The sequence below is a fragment of the Amycolatopsis japonica genome (assembly GCF_000732925.1).
Taxonomy (GTDB): domain Bacteria; phylum Actinomycetota; class Actinomycetes; order Mycobacteriales; family Pseudonocardiaceae; genus Amycolatopsis; species Amycolatopsis japonica.
In genome coordinates, this window is the sequence record NZ_CP008953.1 from 178,743 (window position 1) to 203,532 (window position 24,790).

At 69.4% G+C, this 24,790-nt stretch carries 24 protein-coding genes; 13 read left to right on the forward strand and 11 right to left on the reverse strand.

The features are described 5' to 3' along the window. Nucleotides 1–71 precede the first annotated feature (71 nt). Together AJAP_RS00895 and AJAP_RS00900 are read right to left on the reverse strand one after the other, a co-directional pair. On the reverse strand, nt 72–2,594 hold the full coding sequence (locus AJAP_RS00895) for a M14 family zinc carboxypeptidase (protein WP_148311426.1): 2,523 nt from the start codon (nt 2,592–2,594) through the stop codon (nt 72–74). Between the two features lie 87 nt (nt 2,595–2,681). Then, on the reverse strand, nt 2,682–3,512 hold the full coding sequence (locus AJAP_RS00900) for a thermonuclease family protein (protein WP_038507388.1): 831 nt from the start codon (nt 3,510–3,512) through the stop codon (nt 2,682–2,684). A gap of 186 nt (nt 3,513–3,698) precedes the next feature. Between AJAP_RS00900 and AJAP_RS00905 the strand changes: the two genes are divergently transcribed. Beyond that, nucleotides 3,699–5,258 carry a 3'-5' exonuclease gene (locus AJAP_RS00905; protein ID WP_038507391.1) on the forward strand — a complete coding sequence of 520 codons (1,560 nt, stop codon included), beginning with the start codon at nt 3,699–3,701 and terminating at the stop codon, nt 5,256–5,258. Here AJAP_RS00905 and AJAP_RS00910 read toward each other — a convergent pair. Next, nucleotides 5,248–5,574, reverse strand: coding sequence for a nucleotide pyrophosphohydrolase (locus tag AJAP_RS00910; RefSeq protein WP_037333591.1), 327 nt, complete (start codon nt 5,572–5,574; stop codon nt 5,248–5,250). The genes AJAP_RS00905 and AJAP_RS00910 overlap by 11 nt on opposite strands. Nucleotides 5,575–5,725: 151 nt before the next feature. On the opposite strand from AJAP_RS00910, the gene AJAP_RS00915 reads away from it, so the two are divergent. The 3 genes from AJAP_RS00915 (at nt 5,726) to AJAP_RS00925 (ending at nt 9,659) form a co-directional block, all read left to right on the forward strand. Continuing rightward, nucleotides 5,726–6,619, forward strand: coding sequence for a nitrate- and nitrite sensing domain-containing protein (locus AJAP_RS00915; protein ID WP_038507394.1), 894 nt, complete (start codon nt 5,726–5,728; stop codon nt 6,617–6,619). Then, nucleotides 6,616–7,929 carry a DUF6880 family protein gene (locus AJAP_RS00920; RefSeq protein ID WP_148311427.1) on the forward strand — a complete coding sequence of 438 codons (1,314 nt, stop codon included), beginning with the start codon at nt 6,616–6,618 and terminating at the stop codon, nt 7,927–7,929. Before AJAP_RS00915 ends, AJAP_RS00920 begins: the two co-directional genes overlap by 4 nt. Nucleotides 7,930–8,105: 176 nt before the next feature. Then, nucleotides 8,106–9,659, forward strand: a complete 1,554-nt coding sequence (locus AJAP_RS00925) for a DUF1841 family protein (RefSeq protein ID WP_038507397.1) — start codon at nt 8,106–8,108, stop codon at nt 9,657–9,659. Between the two features lie 11 nt (nt 9,660–9,670). Here AJAP_RS00925 and AJAP_RS44310 read toward each other — a convergent pair whose 3' ends face one another. The 3 genes from AJAP_RS44310 to AJAP_RS00935 all read right to left on the reverse strand — a co-directional run bounded on the left by AJAP_RS44310 (nt 9,671) and on the right by AJAP_RS00935 (nt 11,838). Continuing rightward, entirely contained in the window at nt 9,671–9,841 is a 171-nt protein-coding gene (locus AJAP_RS44310; RefSeq protein ID WP_167551706.1) for a hypothetical protein, read from the reverse strand. 265 nt (nt 9,842–10,106) lie between these two features. Beyond that, entirely contained in the window at nt 10,107–11,039 is a 933-nt protein-coding gene (coaA, locus tag AJAP_RS00930; RefSeq protein ID WP_038507400.1) for a type I pantothenate kinase, read from the reverse strand. Between the two features lie 157 nt (nt 11,040–11,196). Continuing rightward, nucleotides 11,197–11,838 (reverse strand): macro domain-containing protein, encoded by a 642-nt coding sequence (locus AJAP_RS00935; protein ID WP_038507403.1) that lies wholly within the window; start codon nt 11,836–11,838, stop codon nt 11,197–11,199. 97 nt (nt 11,839–11,935) lie between these two features. Here AJAP_RS00935 and pheA point away from each other — a divergent pair, with 97 nt between their 5' ends. The 3 genes from pheA (at nt 11,936) to AJAP_RS00950 (ending at nt 14,334) form a co-directional block, all read left to right on the forward strand. Further along, nucleotides 11,936–12,844: a prephenate dehydratase gene (gene pheA, locus AJAP_RS00940; RefSeq protein ID WP_038507406.1), complete on the forward strand. Its 909-nt coding sequence runs from the start codon at nt 11,936–11,938 to the stop codon at nt 12,842–12,844. Further along, on the forward strand, nt 12,841–13,461 hold the full coding sequence (locus tag AJAP_RS00945) for a histidine phosphatase family protein (protein ID WP_038507410.1): 621 nt from the start codon (nt 12,841–12,843) through the stop codon (nt 13,459–13,461). Before pheA ends, AJAP_RS00945 begins: the two co-directional genes overlap by 4 nt. Before the next feature lie 222 nt (nt 13,462–13,683). Beyond that, the gene (locus AJAP_RS00950; protein ID WP_038507413.1) at nt 13,684–14,334 is read left to right on the forward strand and encodes a DUF4232 domain-containing protein; all 651 of its coding nucleotides are present in this window, start codon (nt 13,684–13,686) and stop codon (nt 14,332–14,334) included. On the opposite strand, the gene AJAP_RS00955 is transcribed toward AJAP_RS00950, so the two are convergent. The 4 genes from AJAP_RS00955 to AJAP_RS00970 all read right to left on the reverse strand — a co-directional run bounded on the left by AJAP_RS00955 (nt 14,331) and on the right by AJAP_RS00970 (nt 17,640). Further along, the gene (locus tag AJAP_RS00955; RefSeq protein WP_037333564.1) at nt 14,331–14,768 is read right to left on the reverse strand and encodes a hypothetical protein; all 438 of its coding nucleotides are present in this window, start codon (nt 14,766–14,768) and stop codon (nt 14,331–14,333) included. The two genes, AJAP_RS00950 and AJAP_RS00955, sit on opposite strands and share 4 nt — an antisense overlap. Before the next feature lie 61 nt (nt 14,769–14,829). Beyond that, nucleotides 14,830–16,089, reverse strand: a complete 1,260-nt coding sequence (locus AJAP_RS00960; protein WP_038507416.1) for an MFS transporter — start codon at nt 16,087–16,089, stop codon at nt 14,830–14,832. Between the two features lie 215 nt (nt 16,090–16,304). Next, a complete protein-coding gene (locus AJAP_RS00965) occupies nt 16,305–16,655 on the reverse strand; it encodes a metallopeptidase family protein (protein WP_037333558.1) in 351 nt (116 codons plus the stop codon). A gap of 4 nt (nt 16,656–16,659) precedes the next feature. After that, nucleotides 16,660–17,640: a septum formation family protein gene (locus AJAP_RS00970; protein WP_038507421.1), complete on the reverse strand. Its 981-nt coding sequence runs from the start codon at nt 17,638–17,640 to the stop codon at nt 16,660–16,662. A 94-nt stretch (nt 17,641–17,734) separates the two neighbouring features. On the opposite strand from AJAP_RS00970, the gene AJAP_RS00975 reads away from it, so the two are divergent. Genes AJAP_RS00975 through AJAP_RS00990 form a run of 4 tightly spaced genes read left to right on the forward strand, consistent with a single transcriptional unit; the run spans nt 17,735 to nt 20,973 of the window. Next, the gene (locus AJAP_RS00975; protein ID WP_228694832.1) at nt 17,735–18,343 is read left to right on the forward strand and encodes a hypothetical protein; all 609 of its coding nucleotides are present in this window, start codon (nt 17,735–17,737) and stop codon (nt 18,341–18,343) included. Next, a complete protein-coding gene (locus AJAP_RS00980) occupies nt 18,344–19,510 on the forward strand; it encodes a glutathionylspermidine synthase family protein (protein WP_038507428.1) in 1,167 nt (388 codons plus the stop codon). A gap of 49 nt (nt 19,511–19,559) precedes the next feature. Next, a complete protein-coding gene (locus AJAP_RS00985; RefSeq protein WP_016330638.1) occupies nt 19,560–20,012 on the forward strand; it encodes a DUF350 domain-containing protein in 453 nt (150 codons plus the stop codon). Between the two features lie 55 nt (nt 20,013–20,067). Beyond that, nucleotides 20,068–20,973 (forward strand): haloalkane dehalogenase, encoded by a 906-nt coding sequence (locus AJAP_RS00990; RefSeq protein ID WP_038507431.1) that lies wholly within the window; start codon nt 20,068–20,070, stop codon nt 20,971–20,973. A gap of 60 nt (nt 20,974–21,033) precedes the next feature. Here the strand turns inward: AJAP_RS00990 and AJAP_RS00995 are convergent, their stop codons facing one another. After that, a complete protein-coding gene (locus AJAP_RS00995; RefSeq protein WP_038507434.1) occupies nt 21,034–22,317 on the reverse strand; it encodes an aspartate aminotransferase family protein in 1,284 nt (427 codons plus the stop codon). A gap of 133 nt (nt 22,318–22,450) precedes the next feature. Between AJAP_RS00995 and serS the strand changes: the two genes are divergently transcribed. Then, the gene (gene serS / locus AJAP_RS01000) at nt 22,451–23,719 is read left to right on the forward strand and encodes a serine--tRNA ligase (protein ID WP_073846028.1); all 1,269 of its coding nucleotides are present in this window, start codon (nt 22,451–22,453) and stop codon (nt 23,717–23,719) included. 24 nt (nt 23,720–23,743) lie between these two features. Beyond that, nucleotides 23,744–24,754, forward strand: coding sequence for a DUF3558 family protein (locus tag AJAP_RS01005; protein WP_038507437.1), 1,011 nt, complete (start codon nt 23,744–23,746; stop codon nt 24,752–24,754). Nucleotides 24,755–24,790 lie beyond the last annotated feature (36 nt).

Genomic DNA, 24,790 nt, shown 5'->3' on the forward strand with positions numbered 1-24,790 from the left:
GATTTCGGCTTCTTGCTCTTCTTGTTCTTCTTCTTGGGCTTCCGGCCACGTGATACGGGCATACCCGCACGTTACTTCGGGGCCGCCCAGTAAATCGCCTTGGCCACCTGCGAGTACAAGCCCTTCGGGTGATCGCGGAACAACGGTTCGGTGCCGAACAGCACGGCCCGCCCGCCGAGCCCGGTGGTCCCGGACACGACGGCCGCCTGACCGGCAGCCTGCAGCGGCCCGCCCGTCCCGTCGTCCCGGGTCCGCCAATGCCCCGCGACCAGGGGATTCCCGCTAGCGTAGCGCTGCTCGACGGTAACCGAGGAGCCGAGATCGGTGAACCAGAACGGCCCGTAGACGAACGAGTCCGGCAGCGCGCCGGTACCCACCGGGCCGGTCCCGTTGACGACCGAGACGACGCCGTTCCCGTCTTCCCAGCCCGCCACCGGACGTGCTTCGAGAAGTCCCACGTCCGTGTTGAACCGCGCGCCCGTGGCACCGCGGGTGACCACGCCGCCGCGCGCGAGGAAGGCGCGCAAACCGTCCTTCGCCGCCGGAGTGAGGTCGGTGTACCGCAGTCCGGAAGAGACGAACAGCAGGTCCACCCGTGACCAGTCGAAGCCCGCGTTGAGCACCGCCGCCGACACCGGCCGCACGTCGAAGCCCATGTCCCGCAGCGCTTTCAGCTCGTCCGCCCCGACGGCGGCCGCGATCGTCTTGCGGCTCAACGGGGTCGCCGTCCCGCGTGCCTCGGTGAATCGGACGCCGTAGCGGTCCGCCACCTCCGCGGCGGCGGGGCGTGCCGACGCCGGAACGACGATCGTGCCGTCGTCCGTGCGGCCGAGGGCGAGGCCTCGGTTCAGCAGGTCGTTGACCGCGCTGACGTCCTTGGCGTCGACCAGCTTCAGCGCGAGATCCCGGCCAGGCGCGGCGTCGACGCCACCGGTCGGCGACGCCGCGACGACGTCGTGCGTACGGACGTCGAGCCTGCCCTGCTTCACGATGTCGACCGAGGCGCCCCAGAGCAGGCGATGGCTCCAGCCGGAGATGTCGTACATGACCGGCACCTTTGCCGAGATGTCGCTGCCCTGCTCCAGCATCACGTTCGCCAGCCCGCGTTTCGGCTGGTGCATGTCGACCACGTACGAACCGGCCGGATAGCGGCGTCCCGCCAGCGAGAACGGGCGATCGGCTTGGCGCACCCGGACGTCGTTGGCCACCAGATGGTCGACCAGCCGGGAAGCGGCGACGGCCGAACGCTGGTCGGCTCCGGCTGGGATGACGTACGCGCGCGGGAACTCCGTGCGGTAGCGGTCTTCCGGCCCGAAGCCGGGCACGAATCCGTCGGGGATCTCGCGCTGCGCTTCACCGGCCGTGCCGCGGCGGAACATCTCGATCTGGTTCGCGATGAGCTCGCCGCGGTTGCGGTCGACGTAGTTCAGGGTGCTGCCGATGGTGGCCTCGACGACCTCGGTGTTGATCACCGCGCGCCGCTGGAGCTCCGGCACCGGCTGCGTTTCGTAGTCCGCGTTGTTCACCCGCATCGGGATTTCGATCGTGAAGGACACCGCGCCGTGGTACATCGCGTACTGGGCCGTGTAGATCGGCGCCCAGCCGTCCCAGCTGCCGGGGTCGTAGTCGCGGAACGGGATCTCGGGCTTCGCCGTCTCGGGGCGCCCGATCGCCTTGACCGCCTGCTCCATGCCGAGCCCGTTGGCGTAGCCGTGCTTGATGTAGAGGTCGAAGTCGTAGTTCTGGCCGTGCGGCGGCGTGGTGGGCTCGATGAGCGTGTTCGCGACGTAGCCGTGTTCGTCCAGCATCATCAGCGGCTGCTTGCCGATCGCGATCCCGCGCATGGCCCGCACTTCGGGCTGCGACGCGGTGACGAAGTCGCGGTTGGGGTCGAAGCCCTGCGACGTCTGCCGCGTGCCGGCGACGCGGCCGTCCGGATTGGCCGTGACGTTGAAGTAGAAGCGGTTCCGCTTCAGCAGTTCGACGGTCTTGGGGTCGTTCGACGTCGCCAACTTCTCGATGACGCGGAGCGCGCCGTCGGTGCCTTCCCATTCGTTGCCGTGGATGTTGTTGTTGATCCACACCGGCGCCTTGTAGCCGTGGCGCAGGAACGGGTCGCGCGCGGCCCGCGCCGGGTCGTTCTCGATCAGCGACCGCCAAGCGTCCTGCCGTCGCGTCTCGGACCGGCTCTCCGGCGCGGTCAGCGTCACCAGGTAGAGGTCGCGGCCGAGCCCGGACTGCCCGGCGATCTCGACCGAGATCCGGTCACTGCGCGCCTGCAACGCGTTCAGCTTCGGCGCGATCGCGTGATACGGCGCGAGCCCGAGTTTGATCGACTTGTCGGCCGTGTTCTCCGGATACACCCGCAGCTTCGTCTTGCGCGGATACCCCGAATGGTCACCCGCGACGTTCTCGCCCGCCGCGGCCCGCGCGACGCTCATCGGCTGGTCGGTCGCGGCCACCTCGTTGCGCTCCGGCCCGTTGCCGGGGTCGCGATGCGGCGACGTCGGCGGTGGCGCCGCGTACGCCGGCGCGGCGACCGCGCTCAGTGACAGCATCAGGGCCAGGAACACGGTGCGAGCCGAACGCGACAAGGGCCACCTCCAGGGACGTCGGCACAGTGTTTCCGGTCGGCCGAACGGCCCACAAGACCCGAAAGGCGGCTAATCGGGCGCGGGGAACTACTTCTTCGGCTCGCAGGCGACGCCGTCGCCGTCCCGGTCGAGTTTGCGGTTGTAGCCGGGCTGGCCCGCGTACAACGGCGCCGCTCCGGCCGCCCGCACGGCGTCGCAGTTCGCGTAGGACACCGTCTTGGGCGGATCCGGTTCGGCCGCCGCCGGCGGCGGGGTCGACTTCTTCGTGGTGGGCTCGGCCCGGGTGATCGGCGGGGCGACCGGCTGCTGCGGTGGCGTGACGGAGGTGGGCGGGGTGTCGATCTTGCCGAAGCAGGGCGGCCCCCAGAGCCCGTTCCCCGCCGTCCGCGCGGTGTCTTCGGCGGCCTGCAGCGCGGTGCCGATGGTCTTCTCGACCGCCCTGCTCGCGAATTTCGCGTAGCCCGCTTTGAGCGCGGTGGTGGCGTAGTCGCCACCGTTCACCATGCTCACCGATGCCAGCGCGACACCGGCCTCATCGGATACCGATCGAATGATGACCTCTTGGTCGGCCAGTGTGTTCTTTGCCCACGTGAGGGTTTCCTCGGCGAAGCATCCGTTCGTATTCGGAGGGGTCGTCAAACCGAGGATCCTGACGATTTTTTCGCCGTCGGGACCGGTCACCTTGACCGTGCCGGCGTCCACGATTTCGGCGACCCGGTAGGTGCTCGGAGCGGTGGACGAGGACGTCGGCGGGGTCGACGTCGCCTGGTCGGCACTTTTGGCCGCGACGGGCTGCTCTTGTTGTGGTTGTGGGGTTTTCCCGAAGACTGCGCCGAGAACGAAAAGTACCGAAAAGGCGGCGAGGACGATCATCATCCAGCGGGGCATCCGCTTGTCGCGGGAGGGACCGGTGTGCATGGGCGTCCTCGGGATTCTTGCTTCGGGTGAGCTTCGCCGGTTTTTGTCGTTCCCCCGGCGAATGGTGTTACATGCTCGGCTTTTCCGTCACGAAGCGGCCACGAACGGGTCACCGTCGGCATTCGGGCGTTACGCGAACGGTGACGTCACGATCCACCGGTAGACGCTTCGAGAAAAGGAAACGAAATGGCGGAGACAGTCGAAAATCTGGCGTTGACTCCAGACGGCCGGTTCGCCGTGGGGACGACCGAATTCACCGCCATCGACTTCGAGACCACCGGCCTGCACCCCGGACACGTGGTCGAGGTCGCGGCCGTGCGCATCCGGGCGGACGGCACGGTCCTGCGTGAGTTTTCGACGCTGGTCAATCCGGGCCCTGGCGTGGATCCCGGCCCCGCCCACGTGCACCGGATCACCCGCCGCGAGCTCGACGGCGCTCCCTATCTCGGCGAGGTACTGGGCGACTTCCTCGATGTCTGCCAGGGCAGTGTCCTGGTCGGACACAACCTGCCCTTCGAGGCGCGCTTCCTCGACGGGGAGTCCGGCAGGTTGGGCGCGCGGATCCCGGCGATGCCGGGCGTGTGCACGCTGGCCGCGGCCCGGCGCGCGCTGCGGTTGCCGAACTATCGCCTGGCCACGGTGGCCGAGGCGGTCGGCGTCGGCGAGTTCGCGGCGCACACGGCGCTCGCCGACGCCTACGTGTGCGCCCGGCTGGTGACGACGCTGGTGACCACACACGGCCTCAGGTTCACGGAACGGCCGGTGTTCCCGGAACTGCCGCGATTCGCGCCCGCCACGCGCCTGTCGCCTCGTCGTGTGGTGGTGCCGAGCGGTGGCACCTGGATGGCGGACTTCGTCGACCGGGTACCCGAGGCCGCGTTCGGAGCGACCGGTTCGCTGCAGGACGCCTACGTCGAACTGCTCGGGAACGCCTTGGCGGACCGTCATATCTCGGACGCCGAGGCGAGGGCACTCGGCGCGGCGGCCTCGGCGGCGGGGATGTCGGACACCGATCTGCACCGCGTGCACACCGGCTTCGTCAAAGCCATGCGCGAGCTCGCCGAAAGCGACGGCGTCATCACCGCGGAGGAAGAGCGGGATCTGCGCGCCGTCGCGGCGGCCTTGCGGGTGCCCGAAACGCTGCACGGGCTCCGGGCCACCGGGGCCGCATCCGGCGTGCGTCGCCGCGTCCTCGTTCTCGGCGACGGGCTGGCGGAGGATGATCTGCGCGCCGCAGTGCTCGACGCGGGCCTTCAGCTCGCGAAGAAGCTCACCGCGTCGGTGACCCATCTGGCCGTGGGCTCCGGAGTCCCCCCTGCCGAGCCACGGATCGCCAGGGCGGGTGAACTCGGCGCGAAGGTGCTCAGAGTCGCCGAGGCGCGTGAAGTGCTGGGTCTCGTTCCGCGGCCGGCGCCCGTGTCCGCCCCGATCCCCGTGCCGCCGCCCGCCCCGATTCCGGCTCCCGTGGCTCCGGCGCACCGGCCGGTCTACGCCGCTGAACAGCGGACGGCAGCCTTCGTGCCTTATCCGCAGCCACCTGTTCCGCACGGGCCCATACCGCCGGTGCCGTCCCCGCCGTCGGTCGCGCTGTGGGGAGGCAGGGTCCTCATGGGGTTCGGGATGCTGCTCATGTTCATCACGGTGCTCGCGTTGTTCGGCGGCGCGGGGCTCGCCGCGGGCGTTTTCGTGGGCGTGCTGGGTGTCGGTGGCCTGCTCGGCGGCTGGCAGATCGCCGTCAGGGCTTGACGTCGGGCGCCGGGAACCGGTGCTCGTTCCGATCGATCTTGGCGTTGGCCGCCTCGATCAGGTCCACCCCGAGGCTGTTCGCCAGCTGGAGGAGGTACAGCGTGACGTCGGCGATCTCGTCGACGACGTTGTGCGCCAGCTCAGGGTCGGAGCGCCACTTCGCCGATTCCTCCGGGGTGAGCCACTGGAACAGCGAAGTCAGCTCGCCGACTTCGCCGGACAGCGCCATGACCAGGTTCTTCGGGGTGTGGAACGGTTCCCAGGCCCGTGCCGCGGCGAAGTCGCGGAGGCGCTGGTTGAGGTCGTCGAGAGTCACGTGCCGTGCCTACCAGATCGTCACGGTGCGCTAACGGCCGTATGGCGGACGAGCGTTGACGTGCAATTTGCAACTTGCCTAGCGTCGCTGGGCGTCGGGGAACCGATCCGGAAGGAAAGCCTTGACGTACCAGCGAAGCCTTCGCTCTCGCATGCTCTCCATCGCGTTCGTGCCGAGCGCGGCGTTGGTGCTCGTCGCGTTGTTCATCGGCGGATTCCTCGTCCAGCAGGCCATTCAGGACCGTGACGACGCCGAGGGCGGGGCGGTCGTCATGGCCGAGGCGAGCCGGGGGATCGCGTCGTTGCAGCGGGAGCGGGCGGTCGCGCTGCGGGCGCCGGGCAGTCGTTCCGCCACGTACACCGCGTATGCCGATCGCATCGACACCTCGCTTTCCTCGTTGCGCGAGATCGCGCGGGCCGCCCCGGACGCCGAAGTCGGCTATCAGCAGACGATCGCCGTCGAACTGCTCACCGCCGTCGAAGGCATGGACCGCAGCGATTCCCTCGCGGTCGCCGGGATCGACGACGAGGGGCGGCGCGACTACGCCGCGGCCGTGGGCGCCTACCGGTCCAGGCTCGACGCCGTCGCCGGAAAGCTGACGGAAAGTAGCCGTCGGACTTACCGCGATCTCGTCGGGAGTGTGGACTGGAGCCGGTTCGGCGCCGTCGAAACCGCCTTGAGCGCGGCCACGCCGCCGCCCGTCGGCCAAGATGCCTGGCGCGCGGCCGCCGGTGTCGTCGGCCGGACCCTCGGCGATCTCGCCGCGCGCCAGATCGAGTACTCGGCGCAGCTCGCGGTCGACGGCGGACGCCGGGTGCTGAGCGGCGCGCTCGCCGCCGCCGCGGCGATTTCGCTGCTCGCGGTGGTGGTGATGGCGATCGTCATGCAGCTCGCCAGCCGGCTTCCCATCCCGATCATCCGCTGCCCTTCGCGGCTCGACGCGGCCCCGCTGACCTGGTCACACCTGGTGAGCGATTACGCCGAAAAGAGCACGCTGTTGGCCCACACGAGTCGGCGAAGCGGTCGGGCAGACTTGTCCGGGTGAGTTCCCCGACGGATCTGCGCCCCTACCTGCGTACTTTGGACGCGGAAACGCTGGCGGACCTGCTGCACGCCCAGGCCGAGCGTGACCCTGAGTTACGGCAGGCCCTGGAGAACCGTTTCGCCACCCAGGGGAGTGACGTCGCCGAGGCGCACCGCCTCCTCGATACCGCCGTGCTGGCGAACAACGTCGAGTACGCCGCGAAGGTCGGCTCCGTCCTCGACACGCTTCAGCGGCTTCTCGACGCCGGAAGCCGGGCCGATCTCGCACCGCTCGCCCGCCGGACCGTGGACGACATCAGCGAGATGCTGGAGCAGATCGACGACACCTCGGGTGAGGTCGCGGACCGGCTGGACCGGGCCGTCGAGCTGTACGCGCGGGCCTGCGTGGCCCGTCCGCCGGATCCCGAGAGCCTGGCCGCCTGGATCCTCGAAGTCGAGTTCGACGGGCCCGGCTGGCCCGCCATCGAGCTGGCCGACTTCGCCTCCGCCTTGGGGGAAAAGGGAATCGCGCGGATCCAGTCCACTGTGGACGCGGTGCTGGCGGAGCAGCCGTCCGGTGCGAAACGCGAGACGGCCGAGCGGTTGCGCGAGGAGCTGGCGGAGGTGTCCGGCGACGTCGACGCGCTCGTCGCGATCCTCGCCGCCAAACCGCCGCGGGTGGACGTCAGCCTCAAGATCGTGCGTGTCCTGCGCGCGGCGGGGCGGCACAGCGAGGCCATCGCGCACGCGGCGCGGGCGCTCACACACGACAAGAAGGAAGAGCCGCCACCGCCGGAAGCTGAGCCGGTTCCCTTGTCGCGCAAGGAGTTCGACGAGAATCCCACGGCCGCCACCTACCTCGCCCTGCGTGCGGAGTCGCTGGAAGCGGGGCGCTGGGTCGCGCAGCGGAAGACCGCGCTGGCCCGTCTGCGCGAACTCGCCGCCGGGAGCACCCAAGCCGCGGATGAACTCGTCCGCGCGTTGCTCGGCGAGGATCGGGCGGACGAGGCTTGGCGGGCGGCGGTGCGGTTCGAGGCCTCTTTGCCGATGCGCGTCGAACTCGCGGACGCGCGTTCCGTCGCCCATCCGGCCGAAACCATTCCCGTGTATCGGGACCATGTCGAAGAATTGATCACGCGGAAGGATCCGAACTCCTACCGCGAGGCGGCCCGGCAACTGCGCAAACTGCGCACGGTGCACAAAAAGGCCGGTATGGCTGAAGAATTCAGCTCGTACCTCGGCACATTGGTGGAAATACACAAACGCAAGACCCGGCTGATCGCCGAGGTCAAGGCGGCGAGAATCGCGATTCCGAAACCGGTCGGCGCGTAACCGCGCCCGGCGACCGTCGTTATTCGAGTGAACCGAGGAAACCCGGCGAAGAAGGTCGAAGTCGCGGTGGTCCTGTAACCGGTTTCCGCCCGCGTCCTCCCCGCGGACGGGACCCGTGTTCCGCGCCCGGGACCACCGCGACGAGCCCGATCGGGTCCGCGTGAAAACATGTCGCCATGAGTCCGGTCAGCCGTGCCCGCAAGAAGGCAGCCCAGCCCTCCACTCCGAGTGTGACGGGCCTCTTCAAGGACGTCCTCCGGGACTTCTCGACCCTTGGCGCCGAACCCGAGGTGCTCGACGTCGAGCTGCTGACCTCCGAGGTGCTCGGCCAGTGGTGGGAGATCGAGGTCGAGGAGGACGAGACGCCGCTGGGCCTGGAGCTCATCGCGTTCGCCGAGCGGAAGATCACCCCCGCCGCGGCCGCGCTGCTCGCCGGATTGCGGGTCTTCGCCGAGACCGAGGAAGAGCGCGAGGCCGCCGCCGCGGCGCTGAACACCGTGCTGGGCCGCGGGATCCCGGAACCGGACTGGATGGGAGACCTCGCCGCGGTGACCGTGGGGGACTGCTGGCGGACCGGCGACGTCTTCGGTGACGAGTCTTCCCTGCTCTGCGTCTTCACCCGCGGCGGTGTCGAGCACGGCCTGCTCGCGCTGGTCGACTTCACCGAGGGCGGCCGGATCCGCGACGTCGTCGTGGTCGACAAGCCGCAGGACGTGCTGGCCGAGATGCGCCAGCAGGCCGCCGACGACCCTGAGCTGGTGACGCTGGAGCGGGTCCTGCCCGAGCGCGCCCACCAACTGCTCGCGGACGGCCTCGCCGCGACGGACGTCGTCGAAGAACCCGACGTCAGCGAGGATTACGCGCGGTTCCACGCGCTCGCGCTGGCCTGGATCCGGGCGATGCCCGCGCCGGAACCGTCGCCCGAGATCTCCGAATGGCCCGAGCAGGTCCGCGAAGAGGTCGTCGCCGACTTCATCGGCTCCGGGCTCGTGGAGGACACGGACGCGACGCGGTTCTACGCGCGCCTGCTGGTCGACTACGGCTGCGAGACCGAGCCGGGCAGCCCGCTGCGGGTCGGGCCCGAGAAGCTCGCCCGGTTCCTCGAGTCGCTGCTGGACGGCGAGTTCGAGATCGACGAGGCCTACGAAGACGCGCTGGAGCCCGCCCTGCTCGGCTGGGTCACTTGGGCCGCCGACCGCGCCGGGCTCCCCGAGGCCGCGCGGGTGGCGCTGCTGGAGAGCGCGACCGAGTTCCTGGAGGAGTTCGCACAGGACGAGGACTCGGCGCTGGACGTCTACTTCGACGGCTCGGAAGGGATCGAGGACCCGGCGGAACTCGCGGACGCCCTGGCGCGCCGCATGTTCGCCGTCCCGACGGTCTACGCGGAGATCGGCGACGAGGAGCTGGAACTGGAGCCCGCCGACCCCGAGCAGCGCCGCCTGCTGGTGATCGGCGAGCACCCCGAGTACCACGAGGCGCTGGCCGAGGAGACCTTCGACGGCGAGCCGAGGATGCGGCTCGCGCTCAAGACCACGATCGTCGACCAGCTCTGGGACGACGAGCCCGCCGAGGTCTGGCAGGCCGTGCTGCGGCTGAGCGAGACGGGACAGGAACGCGAGGAGATCTTCGATCGCCTCATCGACGCGCTGTCCGCCCAGCTCGCCGAAGCGGGCGAACACGAGATGGACTACGACGTCGACGACTACCGGAAGGCGCTCGGCGAACTCTGAGCGCGGGAGGCTCAGCCGAGCGGAGCCGCTGGGGTGCCCTTGGACTCGGTGACTTGCGGCTTCTTCCGGCGCCGGTCCCCGCGGGCGTCGTCGAAGTCGACGACGAAGGCGCCGGCGGCCATGGCCACCAGGAGTGCGAGTCCGAGAATCGAGCCGACCCAGGTCAGGATGATCGAGAACATCGTGAGCCTCCTCCCTGCTCAAGGTCTGTTCGAGACCTCTTGTTCCCCTGACACAAGGGTCGCTGTGGGGGCCTGTAGCCGGTATCGGCCAACCGGTTACACGTACTGAGCGTGGATCGGCCGATCGGCCGAGGAAAGCCGCCCGGTGACAGCGGTGTGCGACCGGCGGGCCCCAGCGGCTCGCAGGTGGTGCGAAGGCTCCTGCTTGTGAGGGAACGGCGGGGAGTGGGAAACCCGCGATCGTCCGGTTACGCGGTGTGCTCGCTCAGAGCTTGCGCAGCCGGACCCGGTTGATCGTGTGGTCGGCGTCCTTGCGGAGCACGAGGGTCGCCCGCGGCCGGGTCGGCTTGATGTTCTCCATCAGGTTCGGCTCGTTGATCGTGTGCCACAGATGGCGCGCCTCGGCACGGGCCTCGTCGTCCGGGAGGCCGGCGAAGTGGTGGAAGTGCGACGCGGGATCCGCGAAGGCGGTGTGCCGCAGCTTGAGGAAGCGCTCGATGTACCAGCGTTCGATGTCGCTCGTCGGCGCGTCCACGTAGATCGAGAAGTCGAACAGATCGGACACGGTCAGCCGGGGGCCGGGCTGGAGGACGTTCAACCCTTCGAGGATCAGGATGTCGGGCTGCTGAACGACCTGTTCCTCGTCGGGAAGGATGTCGTAGGCGAGGTGCGAGTACACCGGCGCGCTGACCCGCTCGGCCCCGGACTTCACCTCGGTGACGAACCGCAGCAGCGCCCGCCGGTCGTAGCTTTCCGGGAAACCCTTGCGGTGCATGATCCCGCGCCGGACGAGCTCCGCACGCGGGTAGAGGAACCCGTCGGTGGTGACCAGGTCGACCCGGGGGTGATCCGGCCAGCGGGCGAGCAGTGTGCGCAGGATGCGCGCGGTGGTCGACTTGCCGACGGCGACGCTCCCGGCGATGCCGATGATGTACGGCACCTTGGTGCCCCGGCTGTCTTCACCGAGGAAGGTGGTGGTGGCTTCGTACAACCGCTGCCGGGCGGCGACCTGGAGATTGATCAGCCGGGAGAGCGGGAGGTAGACCTCGGCGACCTCGGCCAGATCGACCTGTTCACCGAGACCGCGCAGCCGCAGCAGTTCCGCGGCGGTCAGCGGCAGGGGAGTCGACCTGCGCAACTCTCGCCACTGCTCACGGTGCAGCTCGACGTAGGGACTGAGCTCACGGACCCGCGGCATCGCACACTCCTCGCCCGTCGCCTGCGCTGGCGCCGTACAAAACCGTGTTGACGAGTTCTCGGCGGGTGAACGTGCCTCGAACCGGATGAAGCCGCTTTAACGGTAGGGCTTACGGCTCGTGAACGCGCTGCGATGTGATGTAGCCCGCTTCGGGGCGTTACCGTCCGTTACGGGAACGGCCGGGCGTGAAGACCTCGTCCCAGGCCGCGGCGACCTGCCGGGCGCAGGACGCGGGGGCGACCCCGCCGACGCCGGTACCGAGTCCCGGCATCGCGATCGTGTGCACGAGATCACGGACGCGGCCCTGGTCGAGGCTGGCGTCGCGCCACTGCTGGAACACCGCACGGGCGGCGAGGTACGGGTGCACGGTGTCGCGCGGGAGGCGTTCGCCGGGTTCCCGCATGGTCGGCGCGCTGATCAGCCAGGCGGGCTCCGCCTCGCCGGTCGGCACGATCACCGCTTCACCGATCGGCAGCTCGCCGCCGTGGTAGGCGAGGACGGCGCTGCGGACGTTCTGCTCGACGCCGGGATACGCGCGGGCGTAGACGGCGTCGATGCCGCCACGCATCCAGCCGTAGGAGTTCGCGGGGCTGACGACGGCCTGCGCGACGACGTCGAGCACGGATCCGCGGTGCACGAAGACCCGGCCGTCCACGGTGTCCGCGACGGTCGTCCAGGCTTGGGCGAGCAGGTCATCGACGGCGCACAGCACCAGCTCCGGAGTGGGATGGTCCGGCACGGGAGCGAAAGACGAGCCGACATCCTCGTGGCCGGTGTGCGTGCCCGGTTCGGCGGTCACGCCCTAAGCATGGCAAAAAAAGCCACCTGGCGTAACCGGCGCGCATACCGGCTGTCCGAGTGAAAGTCGCCACCCGCGCCGTGCGTAATCTGGCGGGGTGTCACGGATCGCCTATTTCGGCCCCCAGGGAACGTTCACCGAACAGGCCGCGCGCCGGCTCACCTCCGGTGAGGAGCTGATCCCCGCCGAGACCATCCCGGCGGCACTGGCCGCGGTGCGCTCGGGCGCGGCCGACGCCGCCTGCGTCCCGATCGAGAACTCGGTGGAGGGCGCGGTCACCGCCACCCTCGACAGCCTGAGCGAGGCCGAGCCGCTGGTCGCGGTGGCGGAGGTGCTGCTGCCCGTCCACTTCAGCGTGCTGACCAGGCCGGGTACGACCGAGATCCGCACCGTGGCGAGCCACCCGCACGCGCTCGCGCAGGTCCGGCACTGGGTCGAGGCGAACCTGCCCGGCGCGCATCCGGTCGCGACGTCGTCGACGGCGGCGGCCGCGGTCGCGGTGGCCGAGGGCGAGTTCGACGCGGCCGTCACCGCGCCGGTCGCGGTCGAGCACTATCCGCTGGAGGTGCGGGCCACCGAGGTCGCCGACGTCCGCGACGCCAAGACCCGGTTCCTGCTGGTCCGCGCTCCCGGTGAACTGCCGGAGCCGACCGGGGCCGACCGCACGTCGATCGTCGCCGCCGCCACGAACCGGACCGGTGCCCTGGCGGAACTGCTCACCGAGCTGGCGGTTCGCGGGATCAACCTGACCAAATTGGACGCGCGTCCGACCAGGAACAACTTCGGCGAGTACCGCTTCTTCATCGACTTCGAGGGACACGTGGCCGAGCCCCGGATCGGCGACGCGCTGGCCGCGTTGCGCCGCCGGTGCCGCAACCTCCGGTTCCTCGGCTCCCACCCGCGCGCGGACGACGGCAAGACCGAGATCGAACTGGACGCCGCCAACGAGGACTTCACCGACGCGATCGACTGGGTCGCCTCGGTACGGAAGGGAGCACAGGCGTGAAACTCCTCCTCGTCCGCCACGGCCAGACCGAGGGCAACGTGCGCGGCGCGCTCGACACCGCGCTGCCGGGACCGCCGCTCACCGACCTGGGCCGCGAGCAGGCACAGGACCTCACGACGAGGCTGGACGGCGAGCCGATCGTCGCGGTCTACGCCTCGCAGGCGGTCCGCGCCCAGCAGACCGCCGCGCCGCTGGCCGCCAAACTCGGCCTCGACGTCCAGGTCCTCGACGGTGTGCACGAGGTCGCCGCGGGCGACCTCGAAGGCAAGACGGACAAGGACTCGATCACCACCTACATGAGCGTCGTGCGCCGATGGACGCTCGGCGAACTCGACCCGCCGATCCCTGGCGGCGAGACCGGCGCGCAGGTCCGCGCCCGGCTGCTCGACGCGGTCGCCCGGCTGCGCGCCAAGCACGAGCAGGCCGACCCCGACGGCACGGTGGTGCTGGTGAGCCACGGTGGCGCGATCCGGCTGGGCGGCGAATGGCTCGCCGGGAACGTGACCGCCGAGATCGCCAACCAGGGCCTGATCCCGAACACCGGCGTCGTCGAGCTCGCCGGGACCGCCGACGGGTGGACGTGCCTCACCTGGGCGGAAACCCCCGTCGAACCCTGAGCGGGGACGTTTGCCTCACGACCACCCGTCGCGTGGGGAAGGCGCCCTTCACCGCGTCTCATGTGGGTATGGCTCCTTTCAGCCCGTTTGCCTCCGCCCCCGCCGGGGAACACAGCACACAAGATCGATTAACACCTTGTGGGGAATTAACCGGTGGGGCGCAACCTCGTCGGCGGACGACACGTCTACTGGACGGTGGGTCACCCGGATACAGGGAGGCGAATGGCCATGGTTCGTTCGAAGTTGATCTCCATCGGCGGTCTCGTCGCGGGTACCGCCGGACTGCTCCTGTTCAGCGCGTGCGGTTCGGGGACCGCGCCCGTCGCACAGAACACGTCCGCGTCACCGTCGAGTTCGGTGCCGGACACCTCGGCGGCGCCCAGCGCGACTTCCTCGGCTTCGGCGCCGGCTCCGCAGCCCGCCCAGCCGCCCGCGCAGGCGTCGAAGAACGACGGGCTCTGCAAGGCGGGCGACGTCAAACTGTCCATCAAGGACAGCGACGCCGCCGCGGGCACGGTGTACCGGAAGCTCGTCATCACCAACGCGAGCGGGCACTCGTGCACGATCCAGGGCTTCCCTGGCATCTCCTACGTGACGGGCGCCGACGGTCACCAGGTTGGTGAAGCCGCGTACCGCGACGGCGCCAAGGGCGACCCGGTCCAGCTGGCCAACGGCGAGAGCGCGATCGCGGACGTCGGTTTCGCGAACGTCCGCAACTACCCCGAGGAAGTCTGCAAGCCGGTCGAGACCAGGGGCCTGCGGGTGTACTTGCCGCAGGAGACCGCGTCGAACTTCCTGGCGGTGCAGGGGCTCGGCTGCACCGGGAAGATCTCGGGCAACCAGCTGACGGTGAAGACCGTCCACAAGGGCTAGAGCTGGGTGCAGAGCTGTTCGGCCTGCACGAGGTGCCGCTGCCCCGAGATCTGGTTGAAGTGCAGGCTGAACACCATCCTGCTGACGCCGTCGATGTGCTCGGCCAGCGGCCGGTAGGTGTCGTTGGCGGCGGCCGCCGCGGCGGAGAGTTCGCGCGCGGCCGTCATGCGGTGCAGGACCTCGGGCGCCAGGACCGCCACGGTCTGGTCGCCGGGCGCGGAGTCGGTGGTGTCGGGGATCGTGCCGACCCTGGCCAGCGCCGAGCATGCCGCCTGCGCGTCTTCGAGTGCCCCCGCGTTGACGCCCGAGAGCGCCCAGAGCATGCCGATCACGCCGCCACCGATCACGAAACCGGCGACCGCGGTGAGCACCTGCGGGCGTCTGGAAGGTTCTGTCGTCCCCACGCCGGCCTCCGGCACCAGTGTCTGCTGCATCGCGGACCTCCCCGTCACCCGTGGCGGTGATGGGCTATTTCAGCACCAAAGACCTTGGTTTTCACCGGTCTTGGTGGAGAACCCGCTCCTCCGTGGCCGATTCGTCATCGAAGGCGCCGGGCCGTAACGAGACGAACGCGAAACCGGCTACGCCGAACAGCAGAAGCCCGGACGTGAGGAACGTCCGGGCCGCGGAACCGAGGGCGTGGGTGAGGACGCCGCCGAGGAGGGCGCCGATCGGGATCGCTCCCCAGACGACGGTCCGCCACACGCCCAGCACCCGGCCGAGCAGGTCGCCGGGGACGAGGGTGTGCCGTGCCGTCCCGAGCACGATGTTCACCGCGACGACGGCCGCCGCGAACAGGCCGAACAGTGCCGCCCCGGCCACCGGCGAACTCGTCAGGCCCATGCCGGTGAACGCCGCGCCGCAGCAGGCCGTGCCCCCGAGGAGCACCGCGCGACGGCTGGACACCTTCACCAGCCGCGGGGCGACGGCCGCGCCGAGCAGGCCGCCGATGCCGCCAACGAACGCGAAGAGCCCGAAGGCCGCTTCGCTGAGATGCAGGTACTCGATCGCGTACAGCACTAGCTGTGCCTGCGCGAGTTCGCTGACCAGGCTGATCGCCCCGGCGAGGACGACCAGGCGCAGCACCAGCCTGCTCCGCTTCAGCCAGCGGAAACCCTCCGCCAGTTCGGTGCGGAGGTCGGTGGTGGCGCGCTCGGCGGAGCGCGGACGGTAACTCCCGGCGAGGCCGATCAACACGACCGCCGCGATCGCGAAGCCCACCGAGTTGAGCAGGAACGGGAAGGTCGCGAAGAGCGCGAAGGTGGCGCTGCCGACCGGGCCGCCGAGGAAGGTCTGGCCGACGATCTCGCAGGCCTGGAGCTTGCTGTTCGCGCCGTCGAGCGAACCTTCGCCGACGACCGCCGGGATGAGCACGTTCGCGGCGCTGTCGGCGACCACCTCCGCGAAGCCGATGAGCAGGGCGGCGGCGTAGACCATCCAGATCGTCACCCCGCCCGCGGCGACGAGCGCGGCCGTCCCGCCGACGACCACCGCGCGGGCGCTGTTCGCGAGGATCATCGCCCGCCGCCGGTCGACGCGGTCCAGCAGCGCGCCCGCCGGGAGCGCGAACAGCAGCCACGGCAGGAACTGGGTCGCCGAAAGCCCGGCGATGAGCAGCGGATCCCGGGTCAGGGTGACCGCGAGCAGCGGGAACGCGACCTTGCCGATGCCGTCGCCGAGGTTCGACGCCGCGCTGGACGCGAGCAGCCAGCGCAACCGCCGGTCGCTCCTCCTCCGCACCGTCGACTCGGCCATGCACCGCCTCCCCAGGCATTCGCCGGCGAAGGCCGGCGACAACGTGTCGAAAAGTTTAGCGGGGCTGTCGCCCAAAGTGGCGGGGTTGTTACACGCAGTTAAGAATCCGGAGAACCCTTGGTGCTCCACGCACAAAAATCACCGACCATGCCACCGGCGGCGCGGAATCCGTCGCGAGGAGAGCAAGGGACCTTTGCTATCACCCGCGCGGCGGCTCAGCCCCAGCCGAGTTCGTGCAACCGCTCGTCGTCGATACCGAAATGGTGCCCGACCTCGTGCACCACCGTGATCAGCACCTCCTCGACGACGTCCTCCTCGGTGTCGCACATCTGCAACAACGGGCGCCGGTAGATCGAGATCCGGTCGGGCAACACCCCTCCGTACTCGTGGGTCCGCTCGGTCAGCGCGACCCCGTGATACAGCCCGAGGATCGTGGGCGACTCCTCGTTGAACTCCTCCACGAGCACCACGACGTTGTCCATGGCGTCCGCGAATTCGGGCGGGAGCTCGTCCAGCGCCTCCGAGACCAGCTCCTCGAAACGCTGCTGGGTCATCTCGACGGGCACGCGATCACCCTCCGGTCTTCGGGGGCGAGGAGGACGACGGCGGCGGGGCCTCGCCGTTGCCGACCTTGACGCTCCCGGTGACCGGCGCCAGCCCCTTGTTGTCCGGCAGGACCGCGGCGACCTTGCAGTTCACCAGCGTGGACCCGGCGTCCCAGCTCTCCTGCTCGCGGACGTCCCAGCTGAGGATGAGCTTCTTCGCCGCCAGATCCGCGTTGCCGGTGTACTCCTGCGAGGCCGTCGAGCATTCGGTGTCGAGCCAGGTGTTCTGCTGCTCCTGCGAGGGGTAGCCGTCCTTGAACTTCGTCTTGAGGTCGAGCGTCGCGATGATCTCGTACGAATGGGCCTGCGCGCAGTCGATCGGGTCGCCGAAGCTGTTGTTGAGCAGCGCGAGACAGGTGCCCGGCTCCCACACCGCCGACTGGTCCTGCTCCTTCGCGGGCCCCTTGGTCGGCTGCAGCTTGCCGCCCTGGCCCGCCCATTGCAGACCGCACCGCAGCTGCCGGTCGCCGTCGGCCCACTGCGCGGGCGTCGGCCGGAGCAGGTTCATGCTCAGCTTGCCGTAGGGATCGAGGTTGCGGCCGAGGTACGGCTTGACGTCGATCGTGCAACGCGAGCGGGAGATCTCCTGCCACTGCTCCAGGTTCGGGCTCGGCACCCCCGGCGGGTACTGCGCGCCGATGTCGACGATGCTGGTGACCTCGAACAGATGGGACTCCGCGCACGGCACGCGCCGCGCGTCGGTGGCGTCCGGATTGTTCCAGGTCAGACAGGTGCCAGGGGGAGATTGGAACGCCTCGGCCGCGGCGGGCGACAGTTTGGGGGCGCCGCCGCCCGCACCGCCCTCCGGGCCCACGTTCCACGAAAACGCCACACTCAGCGAAAGCGCGATGATCGCGCCCGCGAACACACCGGCCATGACGAGCCGGGTGCGCAGGGTGCTCAGCGCGTTTCGCGGATCACGGAACCGCTCGGCCTGTTGAGACATCCACTCCATGATGCCCGCGCCGCACGTAAGGTGCGCGTACCGGGTGGTTAGTGTTGGACACGAGTTCGGGCCGGCGGGCGATTACGGAGCTTCGATGACGCAGGATGACAACCAGGGGGCACAAGCGCCTCAGGAGCCGCCCAAGCGCGGCACCATGCGCTTTCAGGACAGCAGCACGCAGGCGCGGCAGCCGTCGCTGGCCGAGCAGCGGGCACGCCAGCAGGCGCTGGCGGAACAGCAGCGCCAGGAGGCGATGGCGGCGGAGGCCGCTCGCGTCGCCGAGAAGAAGTCTTCGACCAAAAAGAAGCTCCTGATCGGCACGGGCGTGACCGTCGGACTGGTCGGGCTGGTCGCGACGTTCTACACCGTCGCGAAGCCGAAGAACGTCACGGCGGTCTGCGCGGCCAAAGACACCGAGATCATCAGCGACGACAACAACTGCGACGAGCGGTACGTGACGTCGCACGGCGGCTACCACTCCGGTGGCTTCTTCTTCATCCCGATCGGCGGCGGGCGGTACGACAGCTACCGCTACAACTACGGCGGTACGGGGACCATCGGGCAGCGAGTGTCCGGCGGCTCGTACACCGCGCCGTCGAACGCGAACGTCAGCACGAAGTCGGGCAAGTCCGTCCAGCGCGGCGGGTTCGGCATCAGCGGCAAGAGCGGCTCCGGCGGCAGCGGCAAGAGCGGGGGCTCGTAGGTGTACCGGGATTCCAAGCCGCCCCGGCGGGATTGGCAGAACATCGTCGAAGAGCAGGGGCTGGTCTTCGGCACGCCCGCGCGCGACGGCTCCGGCAAGTCCCGGCCGTACTGGGACGAGTCGGTCCACTACGTCTTCGACATGGACGAGATCCTGTCGGTCGAGGCGGACGTCGAACTGCTGCACTCGATGTGCCTCGAAGCGGTCGACAACGTGATCACCACCGAGCAGTACCACCGCTTCGGCATCCCGGAGTGGGTCTGGCCGCATATCGCGGAGTCGTGGAAGCGGCAGGATCCGCACGTCTACGGCCGGTTCGACCTGCGCTACGACGGCAAGAGCCCGGCGAAGCTGCTGGAGTACAACGCCGACACCCCGACCTCGCTGCTCGAGGCCGCGGTGCTGCAGTGGCACTGGAAGACCGCGGTCTTCCCGGAGAACGACCAGTGGAACTCGATCCACGAGAAGCTCGTCGAGCGCTGGGGCGAACTCGCCGACAAGCTGCCCTCGAACGAACTGCACTTCACCTGGTCCTCGGCCGATCCGTCCGGTGAGGACCACGTCACCACGGCGTACCTGCAGGAGACCGCGGCCGAGGCCGGGCTCGACACCGTCGGCCTGTCGATCGAGGAGATCGGCTGGGACCCGGTGCTCAAGCGGTTCGTCGACCTCGAAGAGGCGCAGATGGCGACCGTGGTGAAGCTCTACCCGTGGGAATGGGTGGTCGACGAGGAGTTCGGCCGCTTCGCCGTGGAGACCATGCCGCGCACGCTGTGGGTCGAGCCGCTGTGGAAGATGATCCTCTCCAACAAGACGCTGCTCGCGATCCTGTGGGAGAACTACCCAGGGCATCCGAACCTGCTGCCCGCCTTCGCCGACGACCCCGGTCTGCTGACCGAGTACGTCCGCAAGCCGAAACTCGGCCGCGAGGGCGCGAACGTGCAGATCGTCGCCACCGGCTACGAGACGCAGACCGACGGGGTCTACGGCGCGGAAGGGTACGTCTACCAGGCGTTCGACCCGCTCCCGGAGTTCCAGGGTTACCGGCCCGCGCTCGGCGCGTGGATCGTCGGGGACCAGGCCGCCGGTCTCGGTATCCGCGAGACCGCGGGACTCGTCACGGACGACGGTGCGGCGTTCGTCCCGCACCGCATCGTCGAGTCGTGATAGAAGCAACCGCACAAACCTGACATTTCCTGACTTCTGGAGAACCCCTGTGACCACCACCCTTGCGCTGTCCGACACGTTCGGCTCCGACCTCGTGCGAGGGATCGGCGCGATCCTGCTGTACGGCGTCGTCGGCCTGCTGATGATGTTCGCCGGGTTCTGGGCGATCGACTGGACCACGCCCGGCAAGCTGTCCCAGCTGGTCACCCGCGGCCTGCCGAACGCGGTCATCGTCACCGCGTCGGGCCTGCTGTCGATGGCGTTCATCATCGTCGTGGCGATCGCGAACTCCGCCAGCGACCTGACCGAGGGCCTCATCACCTCGCTGGTCTACGGCCTGCTCGGCATCATCGTGCAGGTGGCCGCCGTCCGGCTGCTGGAGTGGGCGACCCGGATCGACATCCGCTCGACCATCGAAAGCGAGAAGTTCGCCCCGGCCAGCGTCGTCGTGGCCTCCGCGCACCTGGCCCTCGGCCTGATCGTGGCCGTTGCCATCTCGTGACTTTCTGACGTACTGAAAACGGCATAGGCGCACGATTCCCACTAACGTGGGAGTCGTGCGCCTTTTAAGGACACCGGACGACCGGTTCTCGGACCTGCCCGATTTCGACTTCGAACCGCGCTACGCGGAGCTCGTCGACCTTCACGGCGGCGTGATCAGAGTGGGATACGTGGAGGCCGGACCCGAGGACGGACCGCCCGTTCTCCTGCTTCACGGCGAGCCGACCTGGTCCTACCTCTATCGCAAGGTCATCCCGGTGCTCGCCGACGCCGGGCTGCGCGCCATCGCGCCCGACCTGGTCGGCTTCGGCCGCTCCGACAAACCCGGCGACATGGTCGACCACACCTACCAGCGGCACGTCGAGTGGATGCGCGCGTTCGCCTTCGACGTCCTCGACCTGACCGACGTCACCCTGGTCGGCCAGGACTGGGGCGGCCTGATCGGCCTGCGGCTGGTCGCGGAGAACCCCGACCGTTTCGCCAGGATCGTCGCGGCCAACACCGGCCTCCCGACCGGCGACACCGACATGCCCGAGCTCTGGCACAAGTTCCGCGACGCCATGGAGAACGCCCAGGTCATCGACGTCGGGCGGTTCGTCCAGTCGGGTTGCCAGACCAAGCTGTCCGAGGAGGTCCGCGCCGCCTACGACGCGCCCTTCCCGAACGAGATGTACAAGGCCGCGCCGCGCGCGATGCCGTCCCTGGTGCCGATCACCCCGGACGATCCGGCGTCGGCGGCCAACCGGGCCGCACTGAAGGTGCTGTCCGAACTGGACAAGCCGTTCCTGGTCTCGTTCTCCGACGGGGACCCGATCACCGCGCCGTGGGGCCTCGAACTGCGGGGCTCGATGCGCGGCGCCCGCGAACTGGAGCATCCGACGATCACCGGCGCCGGGCACTTCCTGCAGGAGGACGCCGGCGGGCGGCTGGGCGAGGTCATCGCCCGTTTCGCCCGCTCCTGAACGCCAGGAAAGGACCGTTCCTTGCAAATTTTGCAAGGAACGGTCCTTTCCTGGCGTTCGTCAGGAGATGGCGGCCAGCGCGTCCACGATGATCCCGAGGCCCTCCGCGGCCTCTTCGGCGGTCAGCGTCATCGGCGGCGCGATCCGCAGCACGTTGCCGTGCAGCCCGCCCTTGCCGATCAGCAGCCCGCGCGCCTTGGTCTCCTCCATCATCCGCGCCGCGGCGCCCTGGTTCGGGGTCATGCCGCCCGGCTCGACCAGCTCGACGCCGATCATCAGGCCCTTGCCGCGCACGTCGCCGATCAGCGGATTCCCGGCCGCGCGCAGGCCGTCGAGCAGTTCGTTGCCGCGGGCGAGCGCGTTGGCCTGCAGATCGTGGTCGGCGATGTGGTCGAGCACCGCGGCCGCGCCCGCCATCGCGACCGGGTTGCCGCCGAAGGTCGAGATCGAGTTCGCGGTCAGGCAGTCGACGAGGTCGCCGCGCGCCACGAGGCCGCCGATGGCGAGGCCGTTGCCGAGCCCCTTCGCGAAGGTCATCGCGTCCGGGACGACGTCGTGCGCCTGGATCCCCCAATAGTGTTCCCCGGTCCGTCCCCAGCCGGTCTGGACCTCGTCGGAGATGAACAGGATCCCGTACTGGTCGAGAACCTCCTTCATCGCCTTGAACAGGCCGTCCGGCGGTGAGCTGAAGCCGCCTACGCCCTGGATCGGCTCGGCGATCATGCAGGCGACGTCGCCCGAAGTACCCGTCTCCAGGACGTCCACGAGGTCCGCGACGCACGCGTCGATGTACTCGGTGTCCGAAAGCTCGCGGAACGGGCTGCGGTACCGGTAGCCGCCGTGCACGTAGCTCACCTTCACCGGGCTGAGCGACGACGCCGACCAGCCGCGGTTGCCCGTGATGCCGACCGTCGCGAACGACCGCCCGTGGTACGAGTTCCGCATCGCCAGCACCTGGTTGCTGCGCCGGTACTGGGTGGCGAGCATGAGCGCGGTGTCGTTGGCCTCGGTCCCGGAGTTGGTGAAGAACACCTTCGCGTCGGGGATGCCGGAGAGTTTCGCGATGCGCTCGGCCAGCTCGACCTGCGAGCGGATCAGATACAGCGTCGACGTGTGCAGGATGCCGGTGTCGAGCTGCTTGCGCACGGCGTCGCTGATCGCCGAGACGTCGTAACCCATGGAGTTCGTCAGGATGCCCGCGAAGAAGTCCAGGTAGGTGCGCCCGGTCGAGTCGATGACCCGGCGGTCCTGCGCGTGCACGATCTCGATCGGCTCGTCGTAGTAGAGCGCCAGCCACGACGGCAGTACCGCCTTGTGCCGCGCCAGCAGGTCCGCATCGGTCATCGGGTTTCTCCGTCCGCAGCAGGGAGATCTCAGTATGGGGAGCGGCCGAAACGGGCGGCAACGATCAGACTGTCGGGTTATCCGCCCGGACCCGCACATTTTGTTCGACCAGCACGGACTACCCTCAGCACTCGTGATTGACCCCAGGACTCTGCGCGATGAACCGGACGTCGTGCGCGCATCGCAGCGCGCCCGTGGCGAGGACGAAGGAGTGGTCGACAAGCTGCTCTCCCTCGACTCCCGCCGCCGGTCCTCCATCGCCGCCGCCGACAAGCTGCGCGCCGAGCAGAAGTCGCTGGGCAAGCTCATCCCGAAGGCACAGGGCGACGAGCGGGCCGAGCTCCTCGCCAAGGCGAAGGAGCTCGCCGCCCAGGTCAAGACGGCCGAGGTCGAGCAGACCGAGGCGTCGGAGGAGTTCGAGCAGCTGCACCGCCTGGTGCCGAACCTCGTCCACCCCGACGCGCCCGAAGGCGGCGAGGACGACTACGTCGTGCTCAAGCACGTCGGCGAGCCGAAGAAGTTCGACTTCGAGCCGAAGGACCACCTCGAACTCTGCGAGGGTCTCGGCGCGCTCGACATGGAGCGCGGCGCGAAGGTGTCGGGCTCGCGGTTCTACTTCCTCACCGGCGTCGGTGCCCAGCTCCAGCTCGGCCTGCTGAACATGGCGATCGCGCAGGCGACCGCGAACGGCTTCACCCCGATGATCACGCCGACCCTCGTGCGGCCGGAGATCATGGCGGGCACCGGGTTCCTCGGCGCGCACTCGTCGGAGGTCTACCGGCTGCGCGACGACGACCTGTACCTCGTCGGCACCTCCGAGGTCCCGCTCGCCGGCTACCACGCCGACGAGATCCTCGACCTCGGCAAGGGCGCGAAGCGGTACGCGGGCTGGTCTTCCTGCTACCGCCGCGAGGCCGGTTCGTACGGCAAGGACACCCGCGGCATCATCCGCGTGCACCAGTTCGACAAGGTCGAGATGTTCGTCTACACGCGTCCCGAGGACGCCGAGGCCGAGCACGCGCGCCTGCTGGACTGGGAAGAGCAGATGCTCGCCAAGATCGAGGTCCCGTACCGGGTGATCGACACCGCCACCGGCGACCTCGGCACGTCGGCGTACCGGAAGTTCGACTGCGAGGCGTGGGTGCCGTCGCAGGAGACCTACCGCGAGCTGACCTCGACGTCGAACTGCACGACGTTCCAGGCCCGCCGCCTCGGCATCCGCTACCGCGACGACGACGGCCGCCCGCAGACCGTCGCCACGCTGAACGGCACGCTCGCCACCACCAGGTGGATCGTCGCGATCCTGGAGAACCACCAGCTCGAAGACGGTTCGGTCCGGGTGCCGGAGGCGCTTCGTCCCTTCCTCGGCGGAACCGAGGTGCTCACGCCGACATCGAAGTAGGGTCCGCACCGAGGAGGGACCCCGATGAACCGCCGTCGCACACCGATCACCGCGTTGTTCGCGGCGGTCCTCCTGCTCGGCGGATGTTCCGAGACGATCTCGGGTACGGCGTCGCCGGTGCCCGGCCAGGGGCCGGTGCTCACCAAGGCGGCGCCGTGCTCGTTGCTCACCCCCGAACACGCCGACGCGCTGGCGCTCAAGCTGCCGGGCGTCGAGACCAAGGGCAACCAGGCACAGAAGCTCCCGCCGATGTGCCTGCTGTCCGAACGCGACGATTCGCCGCGCGGGGTGTCCCTTTCGATCACGCAGAGCGTCGACATCCCGCTGAACGACTTCTACGCCGGTGCCCAGCCGGGTGAGAAGTACGGCATCGGCGGCTTCACCTGGACGCGCTATGCGTCCCCGCTCGGCCCGACGGCCTGCTCGCTGAGCACGGAACTCGGGCCGTCCTCGTTCGTCGAAATCGGCAGCGAGACCCAGACGGGCGCGCCCGAGTCGACGGCCTGCGATCTCGCGCTCGCCGCGGCCCCCGCGATCGCGTCGAGGCTGCCCGGCGGCCAGCCGAACCCGAAGATCGTCGCGCCGCCGGGGCAGAAGAAACCCGAGCCTTCCGGGCCGTTGCTGCAAGTCGACCCGTGCACGCTGCTGAAGCCCGACGAAGCCGCGAAGCTGGCCATCGCCCAGGGCGCCCCGGTCGATCCGGCCAACCTGGCCAATCCCGAGGACAAGGGCTGCGAGTGGAAGGACTCCGACGGCGACAAGGGGCAGCGTCCGCTGAACGTGACGTTCTTCCCGTCGACGGCCGTCGCCGACGTCGCCGGGCTGCAGGGCACCCCCGAGGAGACCGACCTCGCCGGTCGCAAGTGGACGGTCCGCTCCGACGCCGCCACGAAGTACTGCACGGCCGCGCTGCCGATCACCGCGACGTCCACCGTGAAGGTGTCCAGCGGCCACTGGGACGACGAGACGAAAGCCTGTGACCTGCTGCGGGCCGCGCTGCCGACGGTGAGCGCCGCGCTGCCCGCCGGTTCGTGAACGGCGGCCGCGCACAAGTAGTGTGCGAGCCGATGA

Excerpts from the sequence above, each read along its gene's own strand:
- AJAP_RS00900 (WP_038507388.1), bottom strand. The coding sequence starts at position 3,512 with ATGCACACCGGTCCCTCCCGCGACAAGCGGATGCCCCGCTGGATGATG.
- AJAP_RS00905 (WP_038507391.1), top strand. The coding sequence starts at position 3,699 with ATGGCGGAGACAGTCGAAAATCTGGCGTTGACTCCAGACGGCCGGTTC.
- AJAP_RS00915 (WP_038507394.1), top strand. The coding sequence starts at position 5,726 with ATGCTCTCCATCGCGTTCGTGCCGAGCGCGGCGTTGGTGCTCGTCGCG.
- AJAP_RS00925 (WP_038507397.1), top strand. The coding sequence starts at position 8,106 with ATGAGTCCGGTCAGCCGTGCCCGCAAGAAGGCAGCCCAGCCCTCCACT.
- AJAP_RS44310 (WP_167551706.1), bottom strand. The coding sequence starts at position 9,841 with ATGTTCTCGATCATCCTGACCTGGGTCGGCTCGATTCTCGGACTCGCA.
- coaA (WP_038507400.1), bottom strand. The coding sequence starts at position 11,039 with ATGCCGCGGGTCCGTGAGCTCAGTCCCTACGTCGAGCTGCACCGTGAG.
- AJAP_RS00950 (WP_038507413.1), top strand. The coding sequence starts at position 13,684 with ATGGCCATGGTTCGTTCGAAGTTGATCTCCATCGGCGGTCTCGTCGCG.
- AJAP_RS00955 (WP_037333564.1), bottom strand. The coding sequence starts at position 14,768 with ATGCAGCAGACACTGGTGCCGGAGGCCGGCGTGGGGACGACAGAACCT.
- AJAP_RS00960 (WP_038507416.1), bottom strand. The coding sequence starts at position 16,089 with ATGGCCGAGTCGACGGTGCGGAGGAGGAGCGACCGGCGGTTGCGCTGG.
- AJAP_RS00970 (WP_038507421.1), bottom strand. The coding sequence starts at position 17,640 with ATGTCTCAACAGGCCGAGCGGTTCCGTGATCCGCGAAACGCGCTGAGC.
- AJAP_RS00975 (WP_228694832.1), top strand. The coding sequence starts at position 17,735 with ATGACGCAGGATGACAACCAGGGGGCACAAGCGCCTCAGGAGCCGCCC.
- AJAP_RS00995 (WP_038507434.1), bottom strand. The coding sequence starts at position 22,317 with ATGACCGATGCGGACCTGCTGGCGCGGCACAAGGCGGTACTGCCGTCG.
- AJAP_RS01005 (WP_038507437.1), top strand. The coding sequence starts at position 23,744 with ATGAACCGCCGTCGCACACCGATCACCGCGTTGTTCGCGGCGGTCCTC.